The following is an 11,698-nucleotide window of genomic DNA, read 5'->3' as shown; positions in this document are numbered from 1 at the left end:
CACAATGAATTACTTAGTTTAAATGGCAGCTATACCGAGCTTTATAACCACCAACTTTTGGAGGAGGAAACCCGAACTATTTAAATTGTATTAAAATTGTATTTTGAACTTTAAATATTTGCTTTATATTTACCGAAACCAAAAACCAACATCAATACCAACCATGGGAGAATTCGACAACAAGGAAAGAGAAGAAGTTTTTTCAAAGAAAGTAAGAGCAGGTAAGAGAACTTATTTCTTCGACGTGAAGGCTACTAGATCGGGTGATTATTATTTAACAGTTACCGAGAGTAAGAAAAGATTAGAAGACGGTGTGTTTGTAAAACATAAAATCTTTTTATACAAAGAAGATTTCGAAAAATTTGCAGAAGGACTAAATGAAACTGTTGATTACATCAAAACTCACCAAGATGTGGTTGAAAAACGTTATGAATATTCTGAAAATGGAGAACATAGCACTAAAGCAAGCGACGATTTTACTTTTTAAGTAATATAATTTCAATAAAAAAGCCTCCTGATTTTAAAAGTCGGGAGGCTTTTTCGTGTGCGTAATATTTTATTTTATGCCTCCGCCTGAGAGTACTGCCAACAGCAAAAGAAAATAACTGGCTATCAATACGATGGTAATTACACCCCAAAATTTAAAGAGCGATTTTACATGAGCAATGGCATCATTTAAATTTTCCTGATCGCCGAACAAAACCCCTTGTTTAACTTTGGCCGAAAAGCGCAGCAGCAATAAACTTGGGTAAAAAAAGAACAAAGCCAACAGCAGGTAAAATATGGTGATACCTGTGGCGCCAATACCGCCCAATGGCCCCAATTGATTGAGCATTCCTGGATTAGCCGTTACCGCAGCCCCTATTCCAAATGAGCCTAGGGTTAAAAATGCCGAGATAACAAAACCCACAACTGATAAAAATCTTGCCCATTTACTCATATCGTAAAAATAGCTCCGCATTTCTTCGGTAACAACCAACTTTACTTCCTGGGGCGGCGGAAGGCGGAAGGCGGAAGGCGGAAGGCGGAAGGCGGAAGGCGGAAGGCGGAAGGCGGAAGGCGGAAGGCGGAAGGCGGAAAAGGTAAATGGTTGATGACCAAAACTAAAGCTTGAGAACGAAACACAATGGCTATTGACCATAAGACTATGGACCAATGGCCAAAAACTAAAGATATAAAGACTAATAAATAATGGCATTACAATGTGGTATAGTTGGTTTACCAAATGTTGGAAAATCGACTCTTTTTAACTGTTTATCAAATGCAAAAGCGCAGGCAGCAAACTTTCCCTTTTGTACTATTGAGCCCAATGTTGGCGTAATTACAGTACCTGACGATAGATTAACCAAACTGGCCGAGTTGGTTAAACCAAATAAAGTACAACCGAATACAATTGAGATTGTAGATATTGCAGGCTTAGTAAAAGGTGCATCGAAAGGTGAAGGCCTGGGAAACCAGTTCTTAGGAAATATCCGTGCTACCAATGCAATTATTCATGTTTTACGTTGTTTTGATGACGGAAATGTAATTCACGTGGATGGTTCTGTTGATCCGATCCGTGATCGTGAAATTATTGATACTGAACTTCAGCTTAAAGATTTGGATACCGTTGATAAACGAATCCAAAAAGTTGAAAAAATGGCTAAAACAGGTGGCGATAAAGATGCTAAACGTACCTATGAAATTTTAACGGTGGTTAAAGCACATTTAGAAGCTGGCAAATCGATCCGTACTGCGGCATTGGCTCAAGATGATTTCGATTTTATTGAAGATTTAGGTTTACTTACACAAAAACCGGTAATGTATGTTTGTAATGTTGATGAGGCATCGGTAATTAACGGCAATAAATATGTTGATTTAGTGAAAGCTAATGTTGCTGACGAAAATGCTGAAGTTTTAGTGATCTCTGCTAAAATTGAATCAGAAATTGCCGAACTGGATAGCTACGAAGAGCGTCAGGAGTTTTTAGCTGATTTAGGCTTGACTGAATCTGGTGTAAACAAACTGATCCGTGCGGCTTATAAATTATTAAACCTTTACACTTACTTTACCGCTGGTGTACAAGAAGTTAGGGCCTGGACGATTACAAAAGGTTTTACAGCGCCACAAGCTGCTGGTGTTATCCACACTGATTTCGAAAAAGGATTTATCCGTGCTGAAGTAATCAAATACAACGATTTCGTAACCTTAGGTTCTGAAAATGCCTGTAAAGATGCTGGTAAATTGGGCGTTGAAGGAAAAACCTATGTAGTGGAAGATGGCGACATCATGCACTTTAGATTTAATGTATAATCCCTAAATCTCCTAAGGAGATTTTAAAAACATAAATAATACAGAGCCATTCTTTCGAATGGCTTTTTTGTTTATAGATGTTTTTACTATGGTTAGCCTGTAATGAACCATTTTATTTACTTTGAACCATATAAGGCATATAAGCACATATAAGCTAAATGAACTTGTATTTCTTAAATGGTAACAACGCTAAGCATTAAACGATGTCAGATCCTGAAATAAATTACCTTCGGTGAGCTCGCTTAAGGCTCGGTTTACTTCGTAGCTTTCCGCTTTGCTACAGGTCAGGATGACGAATGCTAGAGAAGGCACAGAAAAACGGAATTATATTACTGCGCCCAACCTAAAATATTAGCAGCTAAGTTACCAATAAACCCGATTAAAATGGAAAGCCCGCAGCTTAGCGAGGACTTGTAATGAAAAGCGGGAGCAAGCTTTAAAATATCTACTGCAATTGCTTTTCAAAAAAATATTTTAGCTCTTGGCATACAGCATTTATTTAATCGAAAGTTGAGAACTTAATAATGCAGTTGCATAGAAAGTAGTATGTCAGATGTTACCATCTGACACCACGAAAATGCATTAAGATTCCCGTATGCACGGGAATGACGGTCATTAGGTTAATTTATTCTGCGGGAATCAGCGAGATCTGCGGGAAATAACTTCAAAATTAAACCTCTAACCCGTAAGCGGCCAATTGTACCTTGGTATCTTCGTAATCGGTATGATGAATGCCCTTTAAGCCTAAACCTTCGGCAACCTGCACAAAGAGCATCCGATCATCGATATATAAACTCGTTTCTACATCGCTCTGCGAGATATCTATTGCTACCTTAAAAATATCGGCATCGGGTTTACGGAAATGCACAAAACTAGATGACACGAAAAAATCGACAAATTCGTTCAGTTTAAAAGTATTGATGCGATATTGGTTCAATTCTCTGCCTTCGTTGCTGATTACGGCTACTTTAAGGTTGTATTTCTTTTTTAAATCGCAGATCAACTGAATCATTTTGGGGTAAGGAAGTGATTTTTTGAACATAAACTCCTTAAAATCATCGTAGCTAAAATTCCGTTCTTCGAAGAAAACGATACGCTCCAAATATTCATCAAGCGTTAATTTACCCACTTCATAGGTATCGAAGGTAAGGTGATGGCGTTCTTCGAGATCAACAGAGTCGAGGTTAAAAAGCACAGAAGCTTCGCCCCTTGCATGCCTGTCCCAGCCATTGGTTAATAAAACGCCACCGATATCGGTAAAAAGTGTGGTAATTTTCTTTTGCATGATTTAGATTTAGAGTAAAACGCCTTTTAAAATTAATACGGCAACACTGAAATAGATTACTATTCCGGTAACATCAACCATAGTAGCTACAAATGGTGCTGATGAGGTTGCTGGATCGAGTTTCAGTTTTTTCAAAATAATTGGCATCATCGAACCGATTAAACTGCCCCATAATACAATGCCAACAAGAGTAAAAAATATGGTAGCTGCAATTAAAAACCAATGGGGGCCATAGTTGTAAAGGTGTAACTCTTGCCAGGTTACAATGCGGATAAAGCCAATTGTACCTAAAATAATGCCCAGCAAGGCTCCAGAAACAAGCTCCCGGCGCATTACGCGCCACCATTCTGCGATGGTTACTTCGCCTAAGGCCATGGCCTGGATAATTAATGTTGAAGCCTGAGAACCACTGTTACCCCCGCTACTCATAATTAATGGAATGAAAAGCGATAATACTACTGCTTTTTCGAGTTCAATTTCGAAGTGCTGCATGGCTGTTGCAGTTAACATTTCGCCTAAAAAGAGTACGATTAACCATCCTGCACGTTTTTTAACCAGTTTTAGGATTGGGATATCGAGATAAGGTTCATCCAAAGCCTCTGTACCCCCAATTTTGTGCATATCTTCTGTATATTCCTCATTTGCAATCCACAAAATATCATCAACGGTAACAATACCTAAAAGAATGTTATTTTCATCCACTACGGGTAAAGCCACACGGTTGTTCATCCTGAAGATATTGATTGCATCTTCCTGAGGATCGTTAGCTTTTAGGGCAATAAAACGTTTATCGGTAAGCTCGCCAATAATTGCTTCAGGATCGGCCAGTAAAACCTCACGGATCCTGATATCATCCAACAGTACTCCTTCTTTATCGATCACGTATACTACATCAATGGTTTCGGAGTTTTTTCCATAGCGCCTGATGTGTGCCAAAACCCTGGTGATAGACCATTCGGGTTTTACGGCGATGTAATCGGGCGTCATTAAACGGCCAATACTATCTTCTTTGTAGCCTAAAAGTGCAAGCGATTCTTTACGTTCTTCGGGTGGTAAAAGCGTAATCATTTTTTTTACCACATCGCCTTTTAACTCGCTAAAAAGTGCTGTACGATCGTCTGGCGGCAGATCTTTGATAATCTGATTGAGTTTATTGCCCGAAAGTTTTTTAATGATACGCTCCTGCGTAGGAAAATCCAGAATCCGAAAAACGTTTACCGCCCTGTTAAGAGATAAGGTTTCGATAAATTTAGCTGCATATTGTGGAAGTTCATCAATCAGTTCTTCAACATCCGAAATATTCAGTTGATCGAGATATTGCTTTAAAGCCTTATCATTTTCTTTTTCAAGCAGTTCCTGAATCTCTTCCACAACCAATTCTTCCATAAAATACAATCTAATTTATTACATGCCTAAACCTCTATTAACGGTTCGCAAAGGTGCATTTTTATTTCTTAAAAAGCCAACGGTGTAGGTTTAAAATTAGCCAGAAAGGTTTCTTAAATTAAAAATAAAGGGGAATAAACTCAATAAAGCAGCCCGTTGCTTTATGATTTAATCATTTTTTAACATAAAAAATATCTCAACAGCAGGAAGTTAATTTTGATATGGACTTACAGATTAAAAATAGACTTGTTTTTGTAATGAAATGATTTTGATTTTTCTATATTTGCAGCCTTATGCTCCCGTAGTTCAATGGATAGAATTATGGTTTCCGGTACCATCGATATGAGTTCGAATCTCGTCGGGAGCACTAATCAAACCTTGCCAAGCTTCTTGGCAAGGTTTTTCAAAAAATAGGGTTGTAAAGTGACCTAACCAGTTGTGCATGATGGGGAATATTGACTGATCAAGATCCAAAATCAATCTGAACAAGAAAAATAGGTCAGCAATAAAATTTGCTATTTCAAATACTTAAATTTGTATATGAACCCTGAAAATGACTGCGCCACCGATGATAAATTGATCAAGAAAAAAAGGCCTCTTCAAATACAAACAGCCATCTTCGGCATTATTGCTTAACGCAATTCCTCTGCAGGTATGAACTGGTCATTCCCATAAAGGAGACCTTTTCGTGTATTTCTACTTGCTTCGAAAATACTTATTCCTCACCATTCAGGTTTAAATAGTGGCCAACCTCAATAAATATATTTTCGAAATAAAAATAGAAACCATAACTATCTCTTATTTTTCGAGGAGACTGCGCAATTTCAATATTACCTTCTACCAACCTTTTGTGAAGATCGTCGACCGCTTCGGCAGTTTCGAGCATAAAACCAATATGAAAGGCATCAGGGTAAGTTGAATTGCCGTTTTCTTTCTTTTGAGGCGCCATTAATACGAGCACAAATTTATGCTTATTTTTTAACACAGCTAATACCCCTTCTCCTCTAATATAATCACAAAAAAAATCAAAATAGTTTGTAAAAAATTCTACGGCCTTTGTTACATCTGTAACGACTAAATTTAAATGGTTAATTGTCATAATATATATTATTAATAATCGAATGTTCGTTAATTTAATATAGAAAAAAATTATTTTTTCAATGCCAGCAGTACCAAATCGAAGGCTTGTCTTAGTTTTTGTTCTGTTAACAAAAATGGTTTTCCTGCCATTGTTGATTGGTCCAAATGAAATTTAACTAGCGTGTAAAATGGACCATAGGCTATTGCCCAAAAAATTTCAACCGGCAGATTTTTAATTTCATTTTTTTGAATGGCGGTATCGACAAAGTCGTTCATTATTTTTCTGAAAACTGACGGCTTTATATCTTTGTGGTTAATAAGCGGCGAGCTCCTAAACTGTTCGTAAAACTGATATTGCAAAGGATTTTTAGTTATGTTATTTAATCGATTTTTCCACTGAAGCCAAAGACCATCTTCAAATTTTACATCAGGGTCAAAATTATTTAAAGCATCTTTCTCAAATTTGTCTACTATATCTATATAAAGTTTTGCAACTAAATCTTCACGGCTATCGAAATAAACATAAATAGTAGAGGCAGAAATATTAGCGAGCTTAGCCAACTTTTGCATACTTAATCCATCAAAGCCTTTACTAACTATCAACTCTATAGCTTTTTGTCGAATTACAATTTCTTTATTTTCATCTTTGGGTCTCACATTGCAAATATAAACGAATATTCGTTCATTTAAAAGAAATAAAAAATAAGACTGGCTTAAAAGTAAAAATCAGAAAAATCAAACCCCCATTTTCTTTCTGATCTCCCGCATCCCCTTACCGAAATGTTTTTCGGTACTCTTTTATAAATCCGAATATCTCATCTTGCTTTGAAAAGATGCCGACCGCCTTTTTTAATATATCGCATTCCATTTGCCCATCCTTCAACTCCTTCTGCAGTTTCTGATTTTCTAAGAACTGAAGAGACCTGTTTGAATTCTGTTTCACGCTGCTTCCATTTATTCAGAAGGTTCCGGCTGAGACAACTAAATTAGCGATTGTTACAAGACTTAACAGAAATGGCAAAATACTACCCAGTTCATTATATTGTGCGTTTCACAAATCAATAATAGGGTGACAAGTGGCATTTAATGCTCATATAACAGAATATCGAAAATCAACTATTACAACCCAGATCCGATCTAATGGCAAGTGGAAAGACTTAACCCAGAAATGAAATTCGATGAGCGCAGCCTGTACCCAAATAGAGGAATATATCTATGACTGTGTAGAGGGAGATTCTCCGCCATAAAGTCTTTGTTGATGTCACTTTTTAAAACGTAAAGAACCAATCGGTTGGATTACGATAATTCTGAAAGAAAAACAGGCAGATTTCATTGGAAAATCTGCCTGTTTTGAATTTAGTAGCCAGGATTTTGATATGCTTTCTTTGCCTCGTCAGACATTTGCATGCCATCTATCTGCCCTTGTGGAATTGGACGGAGATAAAGATTTGGTGTAATCGTTCTGGTAACCGTTACTGGTGTATGGTCGCCATATCCTGTACCGCAAATGCTGAAGGTAGTAGATAACTCTGCCCATTTTTGCGTTCTAATGAGGTCGAATCTCCTGTATCCTTCCGCATAATATTCTCGCGATCGCTCAGCTAAAATATAATTGATATCAATCGTTGCTGGGGTTGCGGCAATCATGGCTGCACTATTGTCGGCTACTTTTGCCACATTACCATTATTATCCCAACGCCATTTTCCGGCACGGGCCCTCACCACATTGATCAGTTCGCGCGCACTTTTACCTGCTTTGGGTGTAGCACCTTTTACAGCTGCTTCGGCAGCTACGAAGTAAAGTTCAGAAAACTTTGCAATGGGGTAAGGCCGGGTACTACCTGCATTTGGCTGACCTAAGCCTGTGCCATTATCTGTACGGTAAGGACCCAGTTTCCAAAGGCCCGGATAAACGATTCTGCTTATTCCGGATGGGGAAATTACATAATCTGCCCTTCCTGGCAGTGTGCCGGCGCCAACATTACTTGTTCCGGCTCCGCTTGGATAACTTACGGCGCTATTATCAGCATCCAGAAAGGTTAAAGCGGCATTTCCAGGAACGATAGACAAGCCATTGGCATTAACCAAAGAGGCAGGAGCAGATTCTGGAGGGTTATATCCTTTAGGCCAATTTCCACGATATACCGTTGTAAAGGTACCATCATAACGTGAATCCAATGTTTTATCGGCAAAAGTATTTTTAAACACTTCAATAGGTGGAGCCATCCGGTTCCATGGCCTACCAAGGTGTTGCTCAGCTTCACGCTGAACCGAACTGATTCCTCCGCTTCTGATATTGGTGTAATTCCAGGTCATCATCCAACCTGCAAAATTATCAGGTGCCCCACCACTACCAAAGGTTAAACTACCGCCATTAAAACGTTCGCTCGTTTGGGTATGATCAGCATATAGCAACATTTCTTTGTTACGGTCATTCGATCCTAAATTCACATCGTAATAGGTATCTACCAAACCATAAGATCCAGGACTTTCGATAGCTGCAGTTGAAACATCATAAGCTTGTTGAAAATACCAGTTTGCATCATGTCCGTCAGGATCAGTACGGTTTGCTGCAGGATAGGTTGGGATATTGTTAGGATTTTGCAACCACCACCCATAAGTTAGGTAGGCTTTTGCCAAATACAGCCGTGCCAAAGTTTTTGTTACTCCTCCTGTAACGCGGGCTGCAACAGGTAAATCGGCAACGGCAGTCAATAAATCAGGAAACACTGCCTTTGTATATACCTCGGGAACTGTATTGCGAACTGATGTTCTTACGGGACTGGTATTGAATTTAAGTGGTCCTGCACCCAAATCGAGTGGCACCCCACCAAAGGTCTGTACCAATAAAAAATAATCAAAGGCGCGGAAGAATCTTGCTTCCGCAACCAATGAAGGGGCAATACCTGCGGCACTGGCATTCTCAATTACGCCACTTGCTGTATTAATATTCGGAAAGGCTTCTCCCCATAATACGCTACTGGGATAACTTGTAGAAAGTATCGACCCCACACCTGAACAATCCATATCCTTAAAATTTCCATCAGCATCTTTGCCCCAAGTAGCCTCATCGGTACCGGTAATTAGCGAATTATAATAATAGGCCTGCCCATACATGTTGCGGAGGTGACCGTACATTGCTGTAAGGCCGCCATTTACCCCTGTTACTGTTTTAAAGTAATCTGGTGTAAAGAGACTGCGGGGTTCTTCTTCAAGAATTTTTTTACAGCCTGAGAAAACGACCATCCCAAGCCAAATACTCAATGTTATATTTAAATGTATACGTTTCATATCGGTATATTAAAATGTTAAATTAAGACCAGCTACATAGTTACGGGTAGACGGGGTATTGGTACCAATGGTTAAAATTCTCCGCGGATAAACCGATGCTACCGCAGCGTTTTCATCGCCGTATGAATTTGTTTCAGGATCCATGCCCGACTCGCGGTGATATGGAGAGAACATCACGAAAGGATTTTGAACGGTTAAGTACATCCGAAGCTTCAATCTAGAATCTTTTAACAAACTTCGATTGAAATCATAGCCTAAAGAGATGGTCCGGATTTTTAAGAAAGAAGCATCAAAATAACCTAATGTACTCCCATACTTAGGGTTATCACCGCTTGCAATACCGCCAGGTTTTGGATACTTTGCTCCTGTATTTTCAGGTGTCCAGTAATCAACTTTAACATTATTTCTTCGACCAGATAAGAGATTCAGGTATCCGGAAGAACCATATAATGTACTAAGCAAAATTCCACCGTCTTTAAATAATCCTACCACATTGAGGTCAAATCCTTTATAAGCAACTCTTGTATTAAATCCTCCTGATAATTTAGGATCCACATCCATGATCTGTCTATCTGCTGCTCCGATAGGTCTTGTTGGTTTGCCGGTCGCATCAAAATCGCCCGTGTATTTTACTTTAATCATCCCCACATTACCCCCTGGCTCTAAAACATTCAGATATGGATCTCCGGTCTGCCACAAACCTACTTTTTCAAAATCAAAAATGGCATTGATGTTATGGCCTACGAACCAAGCATTCCCTTCGTCTCTGGTTTGGCCTGATGCAAGGGCAACGAGTTTGTTTCGGTTTGCATAAAGATTAAATCCCACATCCCACGACCAGCCTCCTTTATCGTTAAAAATATTACCGTTAACACTCAGTCAGTCTGCTTTTTAGTAAGGAGAAATCGAGGCCATAGTTCCAGGTCTGTGAATATTCCCAGCCTAAACCCGGACTTGGCAATTGAGAAACATAATATCCTGTGGCATAGTTGTTATCGCCAAAATTGTAAGGGCGCGAACTTAGCAAACCAAGGGTTTGATATGGATTTACCGCTTGGTTTGATGTTTGACCGTAACCCACTCTGATCTTCAACCTGTCGATAGCAGTTATCCCTTTCATGAAATTTTCATTCATCAGGTTCCAACCCACAGAAACAGCCGGATAAGTATTCCATTTATGTCCTGGCGCCAAGCGTGACGACGCATCAGATCTGATGGTTGCACTGATTAAATAACGATTATCATAGGCATACATCACTCTTCCCATGTAAGACATAAGTCCACTTAAGCTATAGTTCCCGTTACCGATTGTTAACTCTCCATTGGCCTGTCCAAGATTGTAAAACTGAAAAGCATCAGACGGAATATCACGTGCTGACATGGATGAGGAATTGAACTTATTCTGTTCAGCAGAATATAAGGCCACTACATTGATGTTGTGCTTTTCTGAGAAGGTTCTGTCATAAGTCAATAAATTCTCAAGTGTCCAGTGGTAGGTTTGCGAATTGCTAACCCCAGCGGTAGAAACCGTAGTGGCAGTGGCACTTCCAATTCCAACGCCTGTATAGTTACCATTGTTGCTCTGGATAAAATCAAGACCGAGATTGGTGCGGTATTTTAGTCCTTTTACCCATGGAATGTTAACCTCACCATAAAATGAATTATAGGTAGCAAAGCCACGCGTTTCATTAAGCCATTTATCACTGAGATTCTTGGTGAGTTCGCGGGTGTAGATCCACGATTCATCCTGAGGCATCCTGATTGTTCTTTTCAGGCTGCCATCTGCATTGTAAGGATTTGCGATAGGCGAATTGCTAAGGATGCCATAAACGCCGAGCTGGTTGCCTTCACTTAAGTTGTAATTGTTATTGGTGGTAAATCCAATCCTTAAGAAACTGGCAATTTGCTGATCCATGGATGCTTTCATTGAATACCGGGTGTACTGTTGGGTTGGGATCAGGCTTTGATTCTGATAATAGCCGCCCCCAAAACTGTAGCTGCCAGTAGTAGATCCACCAGATACACCAACATCATGACTGGTTACAACTGCCGATTTATTATAGAATAAATCTTGCCAATCGGTGTTTACGTCGTTAGATTCATCTGCGCCATTGGTTGTAAATAATCCAGCTGCCTTGCGCAGGGCCACAAATTCTGGCCCATCCATCATTGGATATTTGGCAAAAAGGGTTTGTAAACCAGTATATGAATTATAGGATACTTTGGCGGGGGCTCCTTGTTGACCACGGTTAGTGGTGATCAATATCACTCCATTCGCTCCCCTTGAGCCATAAATCGCAGTAGCGGAAGCATCTTTCAAAATATCTAAACTTTTAATGTCGTTGGGATTGATATCGCCAATAG

Annotated in this window: 10 protein-coding genes and 1 tRNA gene; 3 read left to right on the top strand and 8 right to left on the bottom strand. The window is 39.3% G+C overall.

The genetic code is table 11. The features are described 5' to 3' along the window. Positions 1–163: 163 nt before the first annotated feature. The gene (locus tag AC1DPQ_RS08755) at positions 164–487 is read left to right on the top strand and encodes a DUF3276 family protein (RefSeq protein WP_029275977.1); all 324 of its coding nucleotides are present in this window, start codon (positions 164–166) and stop codon (positions 485–487) included. 69 nt (positions 488–556) lie between these two features. Here the strand turns inward: AC1DPQ_RS08755 and AC1DPQ_RS08750 are convergent, their stop codons facing one another. Beyond that, a complete protein-coding gene (locus AC1DPQ_RS08750; RefSeq protein WP_477608859.1) occupies positions 557–1,198 on the bottom strand; it encodes a hypothetical protein in 642 nt (213 codons plus the stop codon). On the opposite strand from AC1DPQ_RS08750, the gene ychF reads away from it, so the two are divergent. Then, positions 1,192–2,292 carry a redox-regulated ATPase YchF gene (ychF, locus tag AC1DPQ_RS08745; RefSeq protein ID WP_029275975.1) on the top strand — a complete coding sequence of 367 codons (1,101 nt, stop codon included), beginning with the start codon at positions 1,192–1,194 and terminating at the stop codon, positions 2,290–2,292. The genes AC1DPQ_RS08750 and ychF overlap by 7 nt on opposite strands. A 670-nt stretch (positions 2,293–2,962) precedes the next feature. On the opposite strand, the gene AC1DPQ_RS08740 is transcribed toward ychF, so the two are convergent. Together AC1DPQ_RS08740 and mgtE are read right to left on the bottom strand one after the other, a co-directional pair. Continuing rightward, positions 2,963–3,577 carry an HAD hydrolase-like protein gene (locus AC1DPQ_RS08740; protein ID WP_477608857.1) on the bottom strand — a complete coding sequence of 205 codons (615 nt, stop codon included), beginning with the start codon at positions 3,575–3,577 and terminating at the stop codon, positions 2,963–2,965. 9 nt (positions 3,578–3,586) lie between these two features. After that, on the bottom strand, positions 3,587–4,963 hold the full coding sequence (gene mgtE, locus AC1DPQ_RS08735) for a magnesium transporter (protein WP_029275973.1): 1,377 nt from the start codon (positions 4,961–4,963) through the stop codon (positions 3,587–3,589). A gap of 295 nt (positions 4,964–5,258) precedes the next feature. Here mgtE and AC1DPQ_RS08730 point away from each other — a divergent pair. After that, positions 5,259–5,330, top strand: a tRNA-Arg gene (locus AC1DPQ_RS08730). A 348-nt stretch (positions 5,331–5,678) separates the two neighbouring features. Here AC1DPQ_RS08730 and AC1DPQ_RS08725 read toward each other — a convergent pair. From AC1DPQ_RS08725 to AC1DPQ_RS08705, 5 genes are all read right to left on the bottom strand, one after another. Next, the gene (locus AC1DPQ_RS08725; protein ID WP_477608855.1) at positions 5,679–6,062 is read right to left on the bottom strand and encodes a VOC family protein; all 384 of its coding nucleotides are present in this window, start codon (positions 6,060–6,062) and stop codon (positions 5,679–5,681) included. Between the two features lie 50 nt (positions 6,063–6,112). Continuing rightward, on the bottom strand, positions 6,113–6,700 hold the full coding sequence (locus AC1DPQ_RS08720) for a TetR/AcrR family transcriptional regulator (RefSeq protein ID WP_477586257.1): 588 nt from the start codon (positions 6,698–6,700) through the stop codon (positions 6,113–6,115). Between the two features lie 699 nt (positions 6,701–7,399). Beyond that, positions 7,400–9,334 (bottom strand): RagB/SusD family nutrient uptake outer membrane protein, encoded by a 1,935-nt coding sequence (locus tag AC1DPQ_RS08715; protein ID WP_477584854.1) that lies wholly within the window; start codon positions 9,332–9,334, stop codon positions 7,400–7,402. Positions 9,335–9,343: 9 nt separating this feature from the next. Then, on the bottom strand, positions 9,344–10,162 hold the full coding sequence (locus AC1DPQ_RS08710; protein ID WP_477608853.1) for a hypothetical protein: 819 nt from the start codon (positions 10,160–10,162) through the stop codon (positions 9,344–9,346). 40 nt (positions 10,163–10,202) lie between these two features. Continuing rightward, positions 10,203–11,698: SusC/RagA family TonB-linked outer membrane protein (locus AC1DPQ_RS08705; protein ID WP_477608851.1), on the bottom strand; the 1,496-nt coding region annotated here is incomplete at its 5' end.

This window comes from Pedobacter sp. 01T416_2 (assembly GCF_056398925.1).
The sequence above is the reverse complement of the archived record's forward strand: the minus strand, read 5'-3'. Positions and strand labels throughout refer to the sequence as shown.

What these genes read in the sequence shown, in the direction of transcription:
- AC1DPQ_RS08755 (WP_029275977.1), top strand. Translation starts at nt 164, where the DNA reads ATGGGAGAATTCGACAACAAGGAAAGAGAAGAAGTTTTTTCAAAGAAA.
- ychF (WP_029275975.1), top strand. Translation starts at nt 1,192, where the DNA reads ATGGCATTACAATGTGGTATAGTTGGTTTACCAAATGTTGGAAAATCG.
- AC1DPQ_RS08750 (WP_477608859.1), bottom strand. Translation starts at nt 1,198, where the DNA reads ATGCCATTATTTATTAGTCTTTATATCTTTAGTTTTTGGCCATTGGTC.
- AC1DPQ_RS08740 (WP_477608857.1), bottom strand. Translation starts at nt 3,577, where the DNA reads ATGCAAAAGAAAATTACCACACTTTTTACCGATATCGGTGGCGTTTTA.
- mgtE (WP_029275973.1), bottom strand. Translation starts at nt 4,963, where the DNA reads ATGGAAGAATTGGTTGTGGAAGAGATTCAGGAACTGCTTGAAAAAGAA.
- AC1DPQ_RS08725 (WP_477608855.1), bottom strand. Translation starts at nt 6,062, where the DNA reads ATGACAATTAACCATTTAAATTTAGTCGTTACAGATGTAACAAAGGCC.
- AC1DPQ_RS08715 (WP_477584854.1), bottom strand. Translation starts at nt 9,334, where the DNA reads ATGAAACGTATACATTTAAATATAACATTGAGTATTTGGCTTGGGATG.